Annotated in this window: 13 protein-coding genes; 7 read left to right on the top strand and 6 right to left on the bottom strand. The window is 60.3% G+C overall.

The features are described from left to right. Window positions 1–5 precede the first annotated feature (5 nt). Window positions 6–1,400, bottom strand: coding sequence for a class II fumarate hydratase (locus tag ACYZUM_RS17495; RefSeq protein WP_329696185.1), 1,395 nt, complete (start codon window positions 1,398–1,400; stop codon window positions 6–8). A 193-nt stretch (window positions 1,401–1,593) separates the two neighbouring features. On the opposite strand from ACYZUM_RS17495, the gene ACYZUM_RS17490 reads away from it, so the two are divergent. The 5 genes from ACYZUM_RS17490 to ACYZUM_RS17470 all read left to right on the top strand — a co-directional run bounded on the left by ACYZUM_RS17490 (window position 1,594) and on the right by ACYZUM_RS17470 (window position 6,052). Beyond that, window positions 1,594–2,112 carry a DUF2059 domain-containing protein gene (locus ACYZUM_RS17490; protein WP_003226938.1) on the top strand — a complete coding sequence of 173 codons (519 nt, stop codon included), beginning with the start codon at window positions 1,594–1,596 and terminating at the stop codon, window positions 2,110–2,112. Window positions 2,113–2,124: 12 nt separating this feature from the next. Next, on the top strand, window positions 2,125–2,424 hold the full coding sequence (locus tag ACYZUM_RS17485) for a BolA family protein (RefSeq protein ID WP_041069332.1): 300 nt from the start codon (window positions 2,125–2,127) through the stop codon (window positions 2,422–2,424). Window positions 2,425–2,662: 238 nt separating this feature from the next. Next, on the top strand, window positions 2,663–3,604 hold the full coding sequence (gene trhO / locus ACYZUM_RS17480) for an oxygen-dependent tRNA uridine(34) hydroxylase TrhO (protein ID WP_041069334.1): 942 nt from the start codon (window positions 2,663–2,665) through the stop codon (window positions 3,602–3,604). 35 nt (window positions 3,605–3,639) lie between these two features. Then, a complete protein-coding gene (locus ACYZUM_RS17475; protein ID WP_186448459.1) occupies window positions 3,640–4,242 on the top strand; it encodes a DsbA family protein in 603 nt (200 codons plus the stop codon). After that, window positions 4,235–6,052 carry an ABC transporter ATP-binding protein gene (locus ACYZUM_RS17470; RefSeq protein ID WP_443544151.1) on the top strand — a complete coding sequence of 606 codons (1,818 nt, stop codon included), beginning with the start codon at window positions 4,235–4,237 and terminating at the stop codon, window positions 6,050–6,052. Before ACYZUM_RS17475 ends, ACYZUM_RS17470 begins: the two co-directional genes overlap by 8 nt. Here the strand turns inward: ACYZUM_RS17470 and ACYZUM_RS17465 are convergent, their stop codons facing one another. Then, a complete protein-coding gene (locus ACYZUM_RS17465; protein ID WP_473060927.1) occupies window positions 6,053–10,678 on the bottom strand; it encodes a hypothetical protein in 4,626 nt (1,541 codons plus the stop codon). It abuts the gene before it with no gap. A gap of 174 nt (window positions 10,679–10,852) precedes the next feature. Here ACYZUM_RS17465 and ACYZUM_RS17460 point away from each other — a divergent pair, with 174 nt between their 5' ends. Both ACYZUM_RS17460 and ACYZUM_RS17455 read left to right on the top strand, forming a co-directional pair. Then, window positions 10,853–13,312: an EAL domain-containing protein gene (locus ACYZUM_RS17460; RefSeq protein ID WP_473060926.1), complete on the top strand. Its 2,460-nt coding sequence runs from the start codon at window positions 10,853–10,855 to the stop codon at window positions 13,310–13,312. A gap of 79 nt (window positions 13,313–13,391) precedes the next feature. Continuing rightward, window positions 13,392–14,153 (top strand): TenA family transcriptional regulator, encoded by a 762-nt coding sequence (locus tag ACYZUM_RS17455; protein ID WP_473060925.1) that lies wholly within the window; start codon window positions 13,392–13,394, stop codon window positions 14,151–14,153. A 131-nt stretch (window positions 14,154–14,284) separates the two neighbouring features. Here the strand turns inward: ACYZUM_RS17455 and ACYZUM_RS17450 are convergent, their stop codons facing one another. The 4 genes from ACYZUM_RS17450 to ubiG form a co-directional block, all read right to left on the bottom strand. Further along, window positions 14,285–15,211: a GGDEF domain-containing protein gene (locus ACYZUM_RS17450; protein ID WP_222018721.1), complete on the bottom strand. Its 927-nt coding sequence runs from the start codon at window positions 15,209–15,211 to the stop codon at window positions 14,285–14,287. Window positions 15,212–15,573: 362 nt separating this feature from the next. Beyond that, entirely contained in the window at window positions 15,574–16,314 is a 741-nt protein-coding gene (locus ACYZUM_RS17445; protein WP_473060924.1) for a YciK family oxidoreductase, read from the bottom strand. Between the two features lie 180 nt (window positions 16,315–16,494). Then, entirely contained in the window at window positions 16,495–17,166 is a 672-nt protein-coding gene (gene mupP, locus ACYZUM_RS17440; protein WP_473060923.1) for an N-acetylmuramic acid 6-phosphate phosphatase MupP, read from the bottom strand. A gap of 4 nt (window positions 17,167–17,170) precedes the next feature. Next, window positions 17,171–17,869 carry a bifunctional 2-polyprenyl-6-hydroxyphenol methylase/3-demethylubiquinol 3-O-methyltransferase UbiG gene (gene ubiG, locus ACYZUM_RS17435; RefSeq protein WP_041069358.1) on the bottom strand — a complete coding sequence of 233 codons (699 nt, stop codon included), beginning with the start codon at window positions 17,867–17,869 and terminating at the stop codon, window positions 17,171–17,173. Window positions 17,870–17,885: the final 16 nt, after the last annotated feature.

Genomic DNA, 17,885 nt, shown 5'->3' with positions numbered 1-17,885 from the left:
AAATCTTAGCCCTTGGCGCCAGCCTCGATCATGTTCTCCGGCCGCACCCAGGCATCGAACTCTTCATCGGTCAGATAGCCCAGTTGCAACGCCGCTTCACGCAAGGTCAGACCTTCGCTGTAAGCCTTCTTGGCGATTTCTGCCGACTTGTCGTAGCCGATGTGCGGATTCAACGCGGTCACCAGCATCAGGCCACGTTCCAGATGCTGCGCCATGACCTGCGCATCCGGCTCCAGCCCGGCGATGCAGTGCTGCTGAAAGTTGCTGCAGCCGTCGGCGAGCAGGCGGATCGATTGCAACACGTTATGGATGATCACCGGTTTGTACACGTTCAATTGCAGGTGACCCTGACTCGCCGCGATGCCGATGGTGACGTCGTTGCCCAACACCTGGCAGGCGAGCATCGACAGCGCTTCGCACTGCGTCGGGTTGACCTTGCCGGGCATGATCGAGCTGCCCGGTTCGTTGGCCGGCAATTTCACTTCGGCCAATCCGGCGCGGGGGCCTGAGCCGAGCAGGCGCAGGTCGTTGGCGATTTTCATCAGCGCCACGGCGAGGGTCTTCAAGGCGCCGGACAGGCTGGTCAGCGGCTCATGCCCAGCCAGCGCAGCAAACTTGTTCGGCGCAGTGACGAACGGCAGCCCGGACAGCGCGGCGAGTTCCGCGGCAATCGCTTCGCCAAAGCCGTGCGGCGAATTCAGACCGGTGCCGACCGCGGTGCCGCCCTGCGCCAGCTCACACACCGCCGGCAGCGCGGCGCGGATCGCTCGCTCGGCGTAATCCAGCTGCGCTATGAAACCCGACAGCTCCTGACCGAAGGTGATCGGCGTCGCGTCCATCATGTGCGTGCGACCGGTCTTCACCAGTTTCATGTGGCGCGCCGCCAGTTCGGCCAGACCACCGGACAGCTCGGCGATGGCCGGCAGCAATTGCTCCTGCACGGCTTTGGCCGTGGCGATGCTCATGGCGGTGGGGAAGCAATCGTTGGAACTTTGCGAGCGGTTGACGTGATCGTTGGGGTGCACCGGCGTCTTGCCGCCGCGCGGGTTGCCGGCCAGTTCGTTGGCCCGGCCGGCGATCACTTCGTTGACGTTCATGTTGCTCTGGGTACCGCTGCCGGTCTGCCAGACCACCAGCGGAAACTGGTCGTCGTGCTGGCCGTCGAGGACTTCGTCGGCGGCCTGCTCGATCAGGCGGGCGATGTCGGCGGGCAGGTCGCCGTTGCGGTCGTTGACCCGGGCGGCGGCTTTCTTGATCAGGGCCAGCGCGTGCAGTACCGGCAGCGGCATGCGTTCCTGACCAATGGCGAAGTTGATCAGCGAGCGTTGCGTCTGAGCACCCCAGTAGGCGTCGTCCGGGACTTCGATCTGGCCCAGGCTGTCGGTTTCGATACGGCTCATCGTGCACACTCCTGTTGGTCTGTTTGCGCAGTTTAGGCCCGGTCAGGCCCAGGTGGTTCCCTCGAACCGATTGTTGACCGGCAAAACCCGGCCAATCAAGCACGGCAAGGCTCGGGGGTTGAGCCACGAGGTTTTTTAGGCGCAGAATGGTCGCCCTTGGGGTTTGACCTCGCCTAGCTGAAAAGGAAACTCGATGACTCGTCTTCGTGCCATCTGCACCGCGGTTGCACTGGTTTGCGCCAGCGGCCAGGTGCTTGCCGATACCGCCAGCCACAACGCCAGTGCTGAAGCTTTCCTGACCCTGGCGCACGCTGACAAGCTGGGCACTCCGGTGTACATGCAAGTGCAGCAAATGTTCGCTCAGCGTTTTGAACAGACCAAAGCCCCGGAATCCAAAAAAGCCGTACTGGAAACCTACCAGGCCAAGGCCAACGCCGCGCTGGACCAGGCCATCGGCTGGAACAAGCTCAAGCCTGACATGGTCAAGCTCTACACCAGCAACTTCAGCGAATCGGAGCTGAAAGACCTGGTTGCGTTCTACCAGTCGCCACTGGGCAAGAAAGTCCTGGAAAAAATGCCACAGCTGACCCAGCAATCGGCCCAGATGACCCAAGCCAAACTGGAAAGCGCCGTGCCAGTCGTCAACAAGCTGCTCGACGACATGACCAACGAGCTGGCACCGAAAGGCGCTGCGCCGGCCAAGAAGAAGTAAGCGGAGTTCGTGATGAGCATGCAACAACGCATCGAATCGACGCTGGCTCTGCTTCAGCCTGAGCATCTGCAGGTGCTGGACGAAAGCCACATGCACAGTCGCGGGTTGCAGACCCACTTCAAGGCGGTGGTGGTCAGCGCGCAGTTCGAAGGCCTGAACCGGGTCAAGCGCCACCAGAAAGTCTACGGCACGCTCGGCGAGCTGATGGGCGAGTTCCATGCGTTGGCGCTGCACACCTACACCCCGCAGGAATGGGCAGAAGTCGGCGCCGCCCCGGCGTCGCCAACCTGTGCCGGCGGTAGCAAACACTGAGGATTGCGAGGGCTGCTGTGGCGAGGGAGCTTGCTCCCGCTGGAGTGCGCAGCACTCCCAAGATGCGAGTTTTGCGACTGCTTCGCAGCCGAGCGGGAGCAAGCTCCCTCGCCACAGAGTTTTGACAGATCCTAAATCCACTGTGTTTTTGCTAGAATCCGCAACGCGCCGCTCAGCCGGCGCGTTTTTTTTGAATCCGGTTCACCCTTTGCGAGGGTAGCCACCTGGAGAAATACCCATGACACAACCGATTGTCGTGGCGGCACTGTATAAGTTCGTCACCCTCGAAGATTACGTTGACCTGCGCGAGCCACTGCTCAAAGCGATGGTCGACAACGGCATCAAAGGCACGCTGCTGATCGCCGAAGAAGGCATCAACGGCACCGTGTCCGGCAGCCGCGAAGGCATCGATGGCCTGCTCGCCTGGCTGAAGAATGACCCGCGCATGATCGACATTGACCACAAAGAGTCGTACTGCGACGAGCAGCCGTTCTACCGCACCAAGGTCAAGCTGAAGAAAGAGATCGTCACCCTCGGCGTCGAAGGCGTGGACCCAAACAAAAAGGTCGGCACCTACGTCGAGCCGCAGGACTGGAACGCGCTGATCAGCGACCCGCAAGTGCTGCTGATCGACACCCGCAACGATTACGAAGTGGCGATTGGCACGTTCGAAGGCGCCATCGATCCGAAAACCACCAGTTTTCGCGAATTCCCCGACTACATCAAAGAGCACTTCGACCCGGCCGTGCACAAGAAGGTCGCGATGTTCTGCACCGGTGGCATTCGCTGCGAGAAAGCCTCCAGCTACATGCTGGGTGAGGGTTTCGAAGAGGTTTACCACCTCAAGGGCGGCATCCTGAAGTACCTCGAAGAAGTGCCGCAGGAAGAGACCAAGTGGCAGGGCGACTGCTTCGTCTTCGACAACCGCGTGACCGTGCGTCACGACCTCAGCGAAGGCGACTACGATCAATGTCATGCCTGCCGCACTCCGGTCAGTGTTGAAGATCGCGCCTCCGAGCACTACGTGGCCGGCATCAGCTGCCCGCATTGCTGGGACAAGCTGAGCGAGAAAACCCGCCGCAGCGCCATCGATCGGCAGAAGCAGATCGAACTGGCCAAGGCGCGCAACATGCCGCACCCGATCGGCTACAACTATAAACAAGCATCCACCGAGGCCTGATCATGACTGCGCGCCTGCTCTATGTGATGGATCCGATGTGTTCCTGGTGCTGGGGGTTCGCTCCGGTCGCCAAGGCATTGGTCGAGCAGGCGCAGGCAGCGGGAGTGGAGCTGCATCTGGTGGTCGGCGGCTTGCGCACTGGCAGCGGTGCGGCGCTGGAACCGACCACGCGGCGCTACATCCTTGAGCACTGGCAAGCGGTCACCGAGGCCACCGGTCAGCCGTTCAAGTTCGACGGCGCGTTACCTGACGGTTTTGTCTACGACACCGAACCGGCCTGTCGCGCAATCGTTACCGCGCGCAGCCTGGCACCGGATTGTGCGTGGAAACTGGTCGGCCTGATCCAGCAGGCGTTTTACGCTGAAGGTCGCGATGTTACCCAGGCCAGTGTGCTGGTGGAGCTGGCTGAAAAGGCTGGCGTGCCGCGCATCGAATTTGCTGCCTTGTTCGATCATGCCGACCAACACAAAGCGACTCAGGCGGATTTCACTTGGGTGCAGGATTTGGGCATTGCCGGATTCCCGACCCTGCTCGCCGAACGCAATGGCCAACTGGCGCTGTTGACCAACGGCTATCAACCGCTCAGCGAACTCTCGCCGCTGCTTGGTCGCTGGCTGGAGCGCGCCGCCTGTGCCTGACCTGGCCGATGACACGCCAGCCGTAAAGCGTGTCGACCGGCTGAGCTGGGCGGAAGTCCGGCGCCTGGCACTGCATCACAAAAAGTCTCTGTGGATCGCCAACGGCGTGGCCGTGCTGGCGACGCTGTGCAGTGTGCCGATTCCGTTGCTGTTGCCGTTGCTGGTGGACGAAGTCCTGCTCGGGCATGGCGATGCCGCGCTGAAAGTCATGAACCATGTGTTGCCGTCGATGTGGCAGCAGGCGGCGGGCTACATCGGTCTGATGCTGCTGGTCACGTTGACTTTGCGTTGCAGCGCCCTGTGTTTTGGCGTGTTGCAGGCGCGGCTGTTTGCCCGGCTGGCGAAAGACATCGTCTACCGCATTCGCGTGCGGCTGATCGAGCGCCTGAAAAGGATTTCCCTCGGCGAATACGAAAGCCTCGGCAGCGGCACCGTGACCACGCATCTGGTCACCGATCTGGACACCCTCGACAAATTTGTCGGCGAAACCCTCAGCCGGTTTCTGGTGGCGATGCTGACCCTGGTCGGCACCGCCAGCATTCTGATGTGGATGCACTGGAAACTGGCGCTGCTGATCCTGCTGTTCAACCCGTTGGTGATCTACGCCACGGTGCAGTTGGGCAAGCGGGTCAAGCACCTGAAGAAACTGGAGAACGACAGCACCTCGCGTTTCACTCAGGCCTTGAGCGAAACCCTCGATGCGATCCAGGAAGTGCGCGCCGGCAACCGTCAGGGCTTCTTCCTCGGGCGACTCGGCTTGCGCGCGCAGGAAGTGCGTAACTATGCGGTCAATTCGCAGTGGAAGACCGATGCGTCGAACCGCGCCAGTGGTCTGCTGTTCCAGTTCGGCATCGACATTTTCCGCGCGGCGGCGATGCTCACGGTGCTGTTCTCCGACCTGTCGATCGGGCAGATGCTCGCGGTGTTCAGTTACCTGTGGTTCATGATCGGCCCGGTCGAGCAACTGCTCAATCTGCAATACGCCTACTACGCGGCGGGCGGCGCGTTGGCGCGGATCAACGAACTGCTGGCGCGGGCTGACGAACCGCAGTACCCGGGTGGCGTCGATCCGTTCAAGGGCCGTGAAACCGTGGGCATCGAGGTGCAGGGACTGAGCTTCGGTTACGGCGATGAACTGGTGGTGGATCAGATGAACCTGTCCATTGCTCCCGGTGAAAAAGTCGCGATTGTCGGTGCCAGTGGCGGCGGCAAGAGCACGCTGGTGCAGTTGCTGCTCGGGTTGTACACGCCGTTGTCCGGCACCATTCGTTTCGGCGGTTCGACCCAGCAGGAAATCGGCCTGGAGCTGATTCGTGAAAACGTCGCGGTGGTGCTGCAGCATCCGGCGCTGTTCAACGACACCGTCCGCGCCAACCTGACCATGGGCCGCACCCGTAGCGACGAAGCCTGCTGGCAGGCGCTGGAAATCGCTCAGTTGGAAGCGACCATCCGCGCCTTGCCGGATGGCCTGGACAGTATCGTTGGACGTTCCGGCGTGCGCCTGTCCGGCGGTCAGCGCCAGCGTCTGGCAATTGCGCGGATGATCCTCGCCGAGCCGAAAGTGGTGATCCTCGACGAAGCCACCTCGGCCCTCGATGCCGCCACCGAATACAACCTGCATCAGGCCATGGCGCGCTTTCTCAGCGGCCGCACCACGCTGATCATTGCCCATCGCCTGTCGGCGGTGAAGCAGGCCGATCGCGTGCTGGTGTTCGATGGCGGGCAAGTAGCCGAGGACGGCGACCACCAGCAACTGATCGCCGATGGCGGTCTCTACGCCAAGCTCTACGGCCACTTGCAGCGTCTGTAATCAGCCCCACAGCACTTGCAACGCCGCCTCCTCGCCGTCATGGCCAAATTGCTTCATTACCACCGAACAGGATTCGCACGGGCGCATGGTTGTCGCGATGTCGACCGTGCGGATCTCCTTCGGATCGGGGTATTTCTCGCGCAGCACGCTGATCAGCTTGCTTTCGCTGTCCAGCGAGGTCGGCCGGCTGGTCTGCGCCGGCTGATAGGTTTTCAGATCCTTGATGGTCAGCGGCACGGCCAGCAATTGCCCTTGCTCGGTGACCTCCAGCGAGGTGCGCGGGAAGGCCGGGTTGTAGTCGATGTTGATGTAAGTGGTGTTGCCGATCCGCACATGATTGGCGCCCATGTGGCGAAACAGCGGCAGGCGCTGGGTGCTGCCCTGAGCGCCGGAGACGCTGACGTAGACTTCCCGTTTACCGCTGGCCGTGGTGACTTCGGCATAGGCGATGTTGCGTGCGTTGAGCGGCCGTTCACGCACGGGCAACAGGTTGTGCAGTTTCTGCATGGCACTGTCGATACGCAGTGCTGCGTTGTTGTTGGCCGGGTTGATCGTCGGTGACAGGAACAACGTGTCGAAAATCTCTGCGGTTTTCTGCCGGAAGGCGTCCGGCGCTTCCTTGCTGCGCGCCCACGTGACGGCGCCTTCGGGCAGGCGGGTGACGATCATCCGCGTCGAGTGATCGAACATCAGCGCCTCGCCCGGGCTGGTGTCGACTTTCAGCCATTTCAGATTGTTGGCCGGACTGGCTGTGGTGCCGATAGGAATCGCTATCTGCTCCATGGTCTTCATCGCGCGCTGCACCGATTCGAGGCCATGGATGCGCACGATGTTGTTGGCGTGCAGCGAGCCGGTGTAGACGGTCAGCAATTCCGCACCGAGACTGCCCTCGGCCAGTTCGGCGGGGGCCAGGCGTTTGAATGTCAGCTGCCTGCCCGGGACTTCGCCTTTGGCGAAAGTGGCGAGGTAGTACTCATGGTTGTTGACCCGGAAAAATACATGGCTGGCCGAGTCGTCGATGGCCGGCAGCAGCACTGCGCCGACCTGATGTGAATCATTGATCCCGTCGTAGGTACCGCCGGTTTTTATCCGGGCATAAATACCTTTGCGAAACTGCAGCGTGGCTTGAATCTGTTGTCTTGGCACCAGCCTGCCCTGATTGAAGCCCAGACGACGCAGGTCACCGGTGAACAGCCGCGGGCGGTTATCGATGATTTGATAAAGCTTGGCATCGACCGCCAGGAACGTTCCTTCTTGCCGGGGCAGGGCGGCGGGCTCCGAAATCCGCTCGCCAAACCACGGCGCGTAACCTTTTTCCTTGTCGATCGTGCCAAGGCCGGGTGTCGGAGCCGGTTCTGCAGTGACGTAGCTGACGCGGCAGTCGCCCGCGCCCGGTGCGCGACGTACCCGGCATGGCAGCAGCGTCCAGTACTGACTGTCATCAAGCAGATCGACCCGGCGCAGTTCATCGCCGTCGAGTCGATAGGGCACATCATCGATCAGTACTGTGGTGCGTCCGCCAGCCTCGGGTATGAGTTCGATGCGCGTGTCGGGCGCCAGCTCGATATCGAGCTGATTGTCGGTTTTTTTCACGACGCTGTAGTGCGAACGCCCCAGCGAAAAGTCGTGTTCGTGTGCGAGCAACTGAGGCCCGTAAGGACGGTCGGACAGCGGATCAAGCAGGTGATACCGGGAGTCGCCGACAGCAACGTTGCGCACCGGTACATCGTCAATGCCTTTGACCACGGCCAGATGATCGGCAGGGTTCAGTGCTTTCCAGCGCCCGGCATCCAGTGCCTGAGGCAGGCTGTGCATCAAGTCGTAGTCAGCGCTTCTGCCGGCCAGTTTTTTCAGGCGCATGACGGCGCGGTGTTCCAGATGCGCCACGGCCCGCACTGCGCCGATTGCGCCTCGGCCGCCAAGCTTGAGCAAGGCAGGCACAGCGTCCAGCGGATTGAAGTTTCTCAAGCTCGAAACCAGCAGGTTCTTCGACAATTGCGCCATGCGTGGCAGTGCGACGCGAATCGCCATTTTTCCTGCCACTGCAGTGAGGCGGATGCTGCCGGCAACAAACTTGCCCAGGGGAATCGCAAACGAGACGATATCGAGGAACAGGCCGAGTACGCCCAGTGCGCGTTTCTCCGGGCTGTCCGATTGCAGGTCTTCGAGACTGCCCCAGAACGGAATAAAACCCTTGAGGGCATGAATCCAGTGCGTTTTGCTGGTGTCTTGTTCGAAGCGGGTTTTTCCCCAGGCGTCGCTGCGCAGTGCCTGTTCGTCGACATAGAACAGCTGCGTCGCGATGACAGAGGCGATTTGCGCAGTGCGCGGCGAGGTGAAACTCAGGTTCGGCGAACCGTCCTGATGGGCCGCCGGGATCATCGAAACCGGAAGAGGTTCACCCAGTGGTTCGAGGATGGCGATGCACATGGCGTCGGTGGCGGGGGGCGAGCCGTTCCAGTGTGCTTCTCGGTCGAATGGCAGGCGGCGGGCGACGATGCGAGTGATGCTCTGCGCCCTGGTGCGTCCACGTTTCGGCGGCAGTGGTGGCAATAACACACCGCCCATTTGGGTGCTATCCAGATCTGTACGTTGGCGAATGATGCCGGCGCGCGGCAGGCATTCGTAGAAGCGTGGTGAGCCCTGATACGTCACTTGCAGGAAGAAACCCATGCGTGCCCGAAGCGGCAGGATGTTTTCCGGTGTTTCCAGGTGAGCCTCGATGTGCCGCGTCTTATCCCTGAGACTGTGAATCCTCACTTCGCCGTGTTCCAGTGCCCGGCGGTCAGCCCATGGCAGAGTGACCAACAGCGACTTGATCAAATATTCATAGGCTTTGCGGGTCTTGCTCAGATAATCCTCGAACTGCCGATCGAACACTGTCCTGATATCGGGCAGGGTGCACTTGCTCGGAAACCGGGATAGACGTTTGCCTGGTTGATGTCCGGCGTCGACAAAACCACTGTGCAGGTTGCCTTCCGGATTCAGGCTGATCCATTCGCTGGCGTTGCGGCCATCGCTGCTGACGTACCAGCGCGTGTCGTTGTTCAGCCCGCCAGAGGCATAGACCTCCAGCAGCGGCCAGGTGCGCAATGCCACTTCCTCGGTATCGATAATGCTGCGTCGGGCACGGTTGCGCGTTGAATGATGGTAGCGCTTGAGGCGAATCGTCGTGTGATCGTACAGACCGTTGGTCAGCGCCTTGTCCAGTTCCTGTTGCGCCAGGTCGAGTCTGCGTGGCGGCTCGACGTCCAGTTGCAGGATCGCCGCGTTCAGTTGTTTCTCATGGTCTTCCAGAGCGTTCAGCGGCGCGTGACCGTTTGGGGGTTCGCTCGCGACAGCCAGCGCTCCGGTGGCTGCGGTCCAGGTACGTGCGGCAGCCACGCGGGTCATGGCGATCAGGATTTGCAGGTCGCTGCTGGCGTTGTGACTTTTGTGCAGCGGCAGATCGACCAGTTGCTGAAAGCTCAAATACTCCAGCGACCGTGGATCAAGGGCATGAGCGAGGTGCACGCCATGCACGAAATTGACCCAGACCACCGAGCTGGCGTAAGGCAGGTCGTCAGGGATGTCGCGCACTTGAAATTCCGGTCCGAATTGCGCCAGACAGACCCATCCCAGCAGGTGTTTCTCGATCGTTGTCGAGGTTCGGTGAGAATCCTCCAGATGCTGTAGAAAGTCCCGGCGAATGGTGGCGTAGCCGGCTCCGTAGTGAGCGCGTTGTTCAAGCGCAAAACCGGCCACTTCGGTCGAACTGCGGTTGCCAGGCAGGTCGTACCACAGGCACAAGGCTTCGAGCAGTAAACGCAGGCCGATATCGGGGACGGTCAGTTCATCGGGTCGGGCGCCGTACCATTGCAGCCTTTGCAGCAAGCGCTGGCCCAAGTCATGGGCTTGGGGGGTGTCGAGCAGGCGCTCCAGGCAGGTGGCGGGCTGCTGCTCCAGTTGCTGGACGGTAAAAGGAGGCGTGACTTCGCTGGCCAGACTGTCAATGGCCGACAGGGGGTTACCGATGAGCCAGTCGCCCATCACGTCGTGAATCGCGGCTTTGTCCTCGTCGCTCATCAACACCGCGAGCGTCGGGTGATGTCGCAGATTCAATCGGTGGCTGGCGCGCTGTTCTTCGACTTTGCAGATCAGCCGGGTCAGCGCCGTTGCGTCCGGTGTGTCCGCAAATGTGAACCCGGACTCACGCAGCAGTTGTGACAGCGGCTGCAGCCTGTCGGAACGCAGGTGTGCGCCTATACTCAGCAACGCTCGCTGAAACGCTTGAAGGCTGCTGGAGGCCTGGCTGACGCTCTCGATGACATAACGGGCGACGCTGCCATCGCGACGGTGGAAGGAGAAGTTGCATTGATCCGCCGTGGCGTCGACTTGCAGCAGGGCTCCTCTGGCGGTCTGCAGAAACGCGGTCAATTGCGGTTCGCCGTTGTTTTCGAACAGCGTTTGCAGCATGTTTTGCGCCTGCTCTTGCGCTGCGCCAAGGCGTGAATGGGCCTGGGGCGCCAGGTAGCAGGACTCCAGTGAAGTCGAAGCGTCGAGGACCGCGCGCAGGGCAGTGATCATTGCGCGGTATTCGTCCTGTTGGGCAGTATGGCGTTGCAGCGCGGTTGTAAGTGACTGCATGGAAAACGGCTCTGGATGATTGAAAGCCGTCAGTGTCGAAGCATCGCGCACCTCGGGTGCGGTACTTATGTATCGTCGGTTGCAAGCTTCCTGGCTTGCCGGAAGGGGGAACGCCCCCTAGTCTGGCTTTAGCGGTTTCCCCTTGATGATGGCAGTACGTGCGCAAAGGACCTCATGAAGCAAAAAAGGACACTCGGAACGCCACGGTTGTTGGGCATCGTCTGGCCATTTATTGCCGTCGTGTTATTTCAGGCGTTATTGGGGGGCGTGAGTCTCTACGTCCTGTCGGCCGTGCGTGGCTATGTCGCCGGTGAAAGTCTCTGGTCCAAGGGCCAGAAGGACGCCATCTATTACCTGAACCTGTATGCCGACAGCCGTGACGAGGCGATCTTCCTTAAGTACAAGGACGCGATTGCGGTGCCCCAGGGCGGTCACCAGTTGCGTCTGGCGCTGGATCGTCAACCACCGGATCTGCAGGCGGCGCGGGAGGGGATTCTCAAGGGTGGCAACCATCCCGATGACGTTTCGAGCCTGATCTGGCTGTACCTCAATTTCCGCCATTTCAGTTATCTGGAAACAGCGATTGACCGCTGGACCATCGGCGATGCCTATCTGGTGCAACTGGACAATGTCGCGCGCGAGATGCATCAGGGCATCAGCGAGAATGTCGCGACGCCGGCTGATATCCAGCACTGGAAAGCGCAAATCTTTGCCATCAACGACGGTGTAACGCCGGCGGCCAAGGCTTTCAGCGATGCCTTGGGTGAAGGCTCGCGGATGATCCTGCGCCTGCTGCTGTTCACCAACCTGGCCACGGCGCTGGGGTTGATCGTGCTGGCACTGTTGCGCACCCACAAACTGCTCAAACAGCGCCATGCCTTTGCCCAGGCGCTGCAACTGGAGAAGGACCGGGCGCACATCACCCTGCAATCGATTGGCGACGGGGTCATCACCACCGACGTCAACGGTGCGATCGATTACATGAATCCTGCGGCAGAAGCCATGACGCACTGGAAGTCCGAGCATGCGGCGGGGCTGCCTCTGGCCGCGCTGTTCAATCTGCTGGACGACAACGCGCAGGCAGAAGGGCTGACGCTGATCGAACATATCCTCAGCGGGCAACTGGTCGGCGGCAGCGAACATTCCAAACTGATTCAGCGCCTGGACGGCAGCACGGTTTCCGTGACGCTGGTGGGCGCACCGATCCGCAATGCCGAGAAAGTCAGTGGCACGGTGTTGGTGCTGCATGACATGACTCAGGAGCGGCAATACATCGCCAACCTGTCGTGGCAGGCGACCCACGATGCCTTGACCGGTCTGGCCAACCGCCGCGAATTCGAATATCGCCTGGAGCAAGCCCTGCACAACCTGACGCGCCAGCCCGGTCGGCATGCGCTGATGTTCCTTGATCTGGACCAGTTCAAACTGGTCAACGACACCTGCGGCCATGCCGCAGGCGATGAGTTGCTGCGGCACATCTGCGCGCTGTTGCAATCGGGCTTGCGCGAGAGCGACACCCTGGCACGGCTGGGCGGCGACGAGTTCGGCATCCTGCTGGAGAACTGCGCCCCGGACGCTGCCGAGAAAATTGCCGAGAGCTTGCGTCAGACTGTGCAGAACCTGCACTTCGTGTGGAAGGGGCGACCGTTTCTGACCACGGTGAGTATTGGTCTGGTGCACATCGCCCAGACCCCGACCACTCTGGAAGCCTCATTGCGCGCGGCTGACATGGCTTGCTACATGGCCAAGGAAAAGGGCCGTAACCGGGTGCAGGTTTATCACGCAGACGACTCCGAACTGTCTCTGCGCTTCGGCGAAATGGCCTGGGTGCAGCGCCTGCACATGGCTCTGGAAGAAGACCGCTTTTGCCTTTACGCCCAGGAAATCGCGCCACTGGGCCCCGCAACTGATGGCGGCGGGCACATCGAGATACTCTTGCGTCTGCACGACGAGGCCGGACGAATGATCCTGCCGGACAGTTTCATTCCGGCGGCCGAACGTTATGGTCTGATGAGTCAACTGGACCGCTGGGTTGTAGAAAATGTTTTTAAAGTCATTGCCCAATGTATTGCCGAACAACATCAAGGGCCTTTGGCAATGTGTGCGATTAATCTTTCAGGCATTACTATCGGAGATGACGCGTTCTTGCACTTTCTGCGTGAACAGTTTGTTAATTACGCCATACCTCCTGAAATGATTTGTTTTGAAATTACCGAAACCAGTGCAATTGCCAATCTTGGGAGTGCAATTCGATTTATTAATGAACTCAAAGGCTTAGGTTGTTACTTCTCGCTTGATGATTTTTGTGCCGGAATGTCTTCATTCGCTTATCTGAAACATTTGCCTGTAGACTTCCTGAAGATCGACGGAAGTTTCGTAAAGGATATGCTGGACGACCCGATTAACCGCGCAATGGTCGAAGTGATCAATCACATCGGGCATGTCATGGGTAAGCAGACAATTGCCGAGTTTGTAGAAACAACCCAGATCGAGCAGGCATTGCTTGAAATCGGGGTGGATTACGCTCAGGGTTACGTCATCGAACGCCCGCAGTTGTTTACCTGCGACAGTTTGCAAAGTCGGCCCGCCAGACCGCAGCCGTTGTTATTCAAGGCGCCTGGCACGTTCCGTTGAAATCTCTTGCCGATCCTTACAATCACAAATCAAAAGGAGCCGAACAGTGATCGACACATTCAACCGAACCGGACCACTCATGGAAGCTGCAAGTTATCCCGCCTGGGCGCAACAGCTCATTACGGATTGCAGCGAGAGCAAGCGCCGGGTTGTCGAACATGAACTGTACCAGCGCATGCGCGATAACAAGCTCAGCGCCAGGACCATGCGCCAGTACCTGATCGGGGGCTGGCCGGTCGTTGAACAGTTTGCGTTGTATATGGCGCAGAACCTGACCAAGACCAAGTTTGCCCGCCATCCTGGGGAGGACATGGCGCGCCGCTGGCTGATGCGTAACATCCGTGTTGAACTCAATCATGCCGATTACTGGCTGAACTGGAGCCGCGCGCACGGCGTCAGCCTTGAGGATCTTCAGGCTCAGCAAGTGCCGCCGGAACTGCATGCGCTGAGTCATTGGTGCTGGCATACGAGTTCGGCGGATTCGCTGATCGTCGCCATCGCTGCCACTAACTACGCCATCGAGGGCGCAACCGGAGAGTGGTCGGCGCTCGTGTGTTCCACTGGCGTGTACGCTGCGGCGTTTCCGGAAGAGGAGCGCAAGCGGGCGATGAAATGGCTGAAGATGCATGCCCAATATGACGACGCCCATCCATGGGAAGCGCTGGAAATCATCTGCACGCTGGCGGGGATGAACCCGAGCCAGGCATTGCAGACCGAGCTGCGCCAGGCCGTGTGCAAGAGCTACGACTACATGTACCTGTTCCTTGAGCGCTGCATGCAGCTGGAAACCACGGAGCGCGCGATCCACGGTCGTGAACGTCTGGCGTTGGCAGAGAGCTGATTCAAGGTCTGAGGTGTAGCAAAAATGTGGGAGCGAGCCTGCTCGCGAAGACGGCGCTTCAGTCAGCACGGTTTTGACTGATTCACCGCTTTCGCGAGCAGGCTCGCTCCCACACTGCTGTCTGAGAGTATTCAGCCAGCCATTGCCAACCGATTACGCCCTTCGCGCTTGGCCACGTACAGCGCACTGTCGGCCCGACGCAGCAGACTGTCCGCTGATTCACCCGGCAGCAGAGTGGAGCAGCCAAGGCTCACGGTCAGGTCGATCAATTGGCCGTCGGCGAAGTACTCCTCAGCCTGCGCGGCATGGCGCAATCGCTCGCCAATCATCTGCGCCGCTTCCCGGCCGGTGTTCGACAGCAGGATCAGAAACTCTTCCCCGCCATAGCGAAACACCATGTCGACGTTGCGCAACTGGCTCTTGATCGATGCTGCCACCGCTTTGAGCACGTCATCACCGGCGCTGTGACCGTGGCTGTCGTTGACCCGTTTGAAGTGGTCGATGTCGAGCATCAGTACCGATAGTGGTTGCAGGTGCCGACGTGACATGTCGATCTCGCGCTGCAGGGTCTGCTCCATGGCGATCCGGTTGCCGGTTCCGGTCAGCGGATCGCGCAACGCACTTTGCGTCGCAGCGCGGTAGAGCAGGGCGTTGCGCATCGGGAATAACAGCGACGACAGCAGCGATTCGAGGTTGCCCTGATCCTGCTCGCTGAAGCGCTGGTTGCGGCGAAACACCAGTTCGCCCAAGTGCTCGCCTTCGTGGCTGAGGCTATAGCTGACGGAATGGTGACCGCGGGCGCCGAATTCCAGGCGCAGGTCGCTGCCTGAATGCACATAACTCAAGGCGTCCAGCGGCACCAGGCGCTGAACTTCGCGAAAAAACAGACCGAGGATTCGTTGCGGCTCAAGACTGGTTTGCAGTTGCAGGCTCATTTGCTGGCGCAGTTGCGCGAGGCTGGCCGGGCGTTCCAGAAGCGGAGGCAGCTGACCAAAGCCCAGGCGTTGCAATTTGGCACTGTCAAAGTCAATTGCATTGGTCTGGGAAGGTGATTTCATATGGCGTGAGCCCCTAAGCAGTAAGTCTGTCTTACAGGCTGGGTGAGAGCGGCTATGGGCTGCGCGTCATACTGATCCATCAGTCCCGTAGGACATTTGGCGTAAGTTTAGTCTGCCGGATGACGATTAGTCAGCTATCGAAATCGGCCTTGCCCCAGTGCCTTCACACGGCGTGCTTTGAGAGAAATTAGAGCGAAAGTCGTGCCATTCGGTTCAGGATAATTAAAACCGTTATTAATCAATAGGATGGCATTTTGCTTTGGGCGGGAGTGGCAGATATTTGACTGGAATATCACGGCGAAAAGCGGCAAAGGTGTGCCGCGACGGTAATCCGCCACGGCAACAAAAGCGACGTATGGCAGTTATTGCGCGTTGAATGCCTGGCCATTGATGCCCGTACTGTCCGGGCCCATCAGGTACAGGTACACCGGCATGATCTCTTCCGGGGTCGGATTGTTCAGCGGGTTTTCCCCCGGATAGGCCTGTGCGCGCATGCTGGTACGCGTACCGCCCGGGTTGATGCTGTTGGAGCGCACAGGTGCTACGCCATCGACTTCGTCGGCCAGCGTCTGCATCAGGCCTTCGGTGGCAAACTTCGACACACCGTAGGCGCCCCAGTAGGCCCGGCCCTTGCGCCCGACGCTGCTGGAGGTGAACACCACCGAGGCATCCTGCGACAGCTTGAGCAGCGGCAGCAGGGTGCTGGTCAGCATGAACATGGCGTTGACGTTGACTTGCATGACACGCATGAAGTTTTCGCCCGACAACTGTTCGATCGGCGTGCGCGGGCCGATGATCGAGGCGTTGTGCAGCAGGCCATCGAGATGGCCGAACTCGGTTTCGATCATCGCCGCCAGCTCATCGTATTGATGGGGCAGGGCGGTTTCCAAGTTAAACGGGATCACCGCCGGTTGTGGGTGGCCGGCTGCTTCGATTTCGTCGTAGATCTGCGTCAGATTGGCTTCGGTCTTGCCCAGCAACAGCACGGTAGCGCCATGGGCGGCGTAGGTTTTGGCAGCCGCCGCGCCGATGCCGCGTCCGGCACCGGTGACCAGAATGACCCGGTCCTTGAGCAATTCGGGACGGGCGGTGTAATCAAACATAAAAACCTCTCCATAAGGCGAATGCTGAACTCTGTGGCGAGGGAGCTTGCTCCCGCTCGGCTGCGGAGCAGTCGTAGTGCCAGCCAGTGCGGTGTGCCTGAGAAAATGCGCACTCAGGTAAAAATGGGGCCGCTGCGCGACCCAGCGGGAGCAAGCTCCCTCGCCACAGGGGGGGGCGGGTCAGCAGCTGCACAGCGCGCTGTCGAGCACCTTGCGCAACTCCAGTGGATGATCCACCACCACATCCGCGCCCCAGTGCCGCGGGTTGTCGTCCGGATGGATATAGCCATAGGTCACGGCGGCGGTTTTAGTGCCCGCATCGCGCCCGGATTCGATGTCGCGCAGATCATCGCCCACAAACAGCACGGTGGACGGATCCAGATCAAGCATCTTGCACGCGAGGATCAGCGGCTCCGGATCCGGCTTGCTGTTTTTCACGTGGTCCGGGCAGATCAACAGCGCCGAGCGCTCGGCCAGCCCCAGTTGCTGCATGATCGGTTCGGCAAACCGCACCGGTTTGTTGGTGACCACGCCCCAGATCAGGTTGGCCCGCTCGATGTCGGCCAGCAACTCGCCCATCCCGTCGAACAGCTTGCTGTGCACCGCGCAACCGGCCAGATAGCGTTCGAGGAATTCCTGGCGCAGTTCTTCGAAGCCCGGCGATTCCGGATCCATCGAGAACGTCACCGCGACCATGGCTTTGGCGCCGCCGGAAATTTCGTCGCGGATGTGCTTGTCGTTCATTGGCGGCAAGCCGTGATCCGCGCGCATCGCCTGACAGATGGCGATGAAATCCGGCGCGGTGTCGAGCAGGGTGCCGTCCATATCGAAAAGGACTGCTCTGATGGCCATCGGCTTACTCCTCGCGCAGGGTCTGGATCATGTAGTTGACATCAACGTCGTTGGCCAGTTTGTAGTGCTTGGTCAGCGGGTTGTAGGTCAGGCCGATGATGTCCTTGACGGTCAGGCCGGCGATGCGGCTCCAGGCGCCCAGCTCGGACGGGCGAATGAATTTCTTGAAGTCGTGGGTGCCGCGCGGCAGCAGCTTCATGATGTATTCGGCACCGACGATGGCGAACAGGTACGCCTTCGGGTTGCGGTTGATGGTCGAGAAGAACACTTGGCCGCCGGGCTTGACCATGCGGTAGCAGGCGCGAATCACCGACGACGGGTCCGGTACGTGCTCGAGCATTTCCAGGCAGGTTACGACGTCGAACTGCTCGGGCATTTCTTCAGCCAGGGCTTCAGCGGTGATCTGCCGGTACTCGACGTTGACCCCGGATTCCAATTGATGCAGTTGCGCGACCGCCAGCGGCGCTTCGCCCATGTCGATGCCCGTTACGGTGGCGCCGCGCTGGGCCATGGCTTCGCTGAGAATGCCGCCGCCGCAGCCGACGTCGAGAACTTTCTTGCCGGCCAGATTGACCCGCTCGTCAATCCAGTTGACGCGCAGCGGATTGATGTCGTGCAGTGGTTTGAACTCGCTTTCACGGTCCCACCAACGATGGGCCAGGGCTTCGAATTTGGCGATTTCGGCGTGGTCGACGTTGCTCATGATCTATTCCTCGAAA

The sequence above is a fragment of the Pseudomonas sp. m6p genome (assembly GCF_055760375.1).
This window is presented reverse-complemented; position numbering and strand designations above follow the sequence as displayed.

What these genes read in the sequence shown, in the direction of transcription:
- ACYZUM_RS17495 (WP_329696185.1), bottom strand. Translation starts at nt 1,400, where the DNA reads ATGAGCCGTATCGAAACCGACAGCCTGGGCCAGATCGAAGTCCCGGAC.
- ACYZUM_RS17490 (WP_003226938.1), top strand. Translation starts at nt 1,594, where the DNA reads ATGACTCGTCTTCGTGCCATCTGCACCGCGGTTGCACTGGTTTGCGCC.
- ACYZUM_RS17485 (WP_041069332.1), top strand. Translation starts at nt 2,125, where the DNA reads ATGAGCATGCAACAACGCATCGAATCGACGCTGGCTCTGCTTCAGCCT.
- trhO (WP_041069334.1), top strand. Translation starts at nt 2,663, where the DNA reads ATGACACAACCGATTGTCGTGGCGGCACTGTATAAGTTCGTCACCCTC.
- ACYZUM_RS17475 (WP_186448459.1), top strand. Translation starts at nt 3,640, where the DNA reads ATGTGTTCCTGGTGCTGGGGGTTCGCTCCGGTCGCCAAGGCATTGGTC.
- ACYZUM_RS17465 (WP_473060927.1), bottom strand. Translation starts at nt 10,678, where the DNA reads ATGCAGTCACTTACAACCGCGCTGCAACGCCATACTGCCCAACAGGAC.
- ACYZUM_RS17460 (WP_473060926.1), top strand. Translation starts at nt 10,853, where the DNA reads ATGAAGCAAAAAAGGACACTCGGAACGCCACGGTTGTTGGGCATCGTC.
- ACYZUM_RS17455 (WP_473060925.1), top strand. Translation starts at nt 13,392, where the DNA reads ATGGAAGCTGCAAGTTATCCCGCCTGGGCGCAACAGCTCATTACGGAT.
- ACYZUM_RS17450 (WP_222018721.1), bottom strand. Translation starts at nt 15,211, where the DNA reads ATGAAATCACCTTCCCAGACCAATGCAATTGACTTTGACAGTGCCAAA.
- ACYZUM_RS17445 (WP_473060924.1), bottom strand. Translation starts at nt 16,314, where the DNA reads ATGTTTGATTACACCGCCCGTCCCGAATTGCTCAAGGACCGGGTCATT.
- mupP (WP_473060923.1), bottom strand. Translation starts at nt 17,166, where the DNA reads ATGGCCATCAGAGCAGTCCTTTTCGATATGGACGGCACCCTGCTCGAC.
- ubiG (WP_041069358.1), bottom strand. Translation starts at nt 17,869, where the DNA reads ATGAGCAACGTCGACCACGCCGAAATCGCCAAATTCGAAGCCCTGGCC.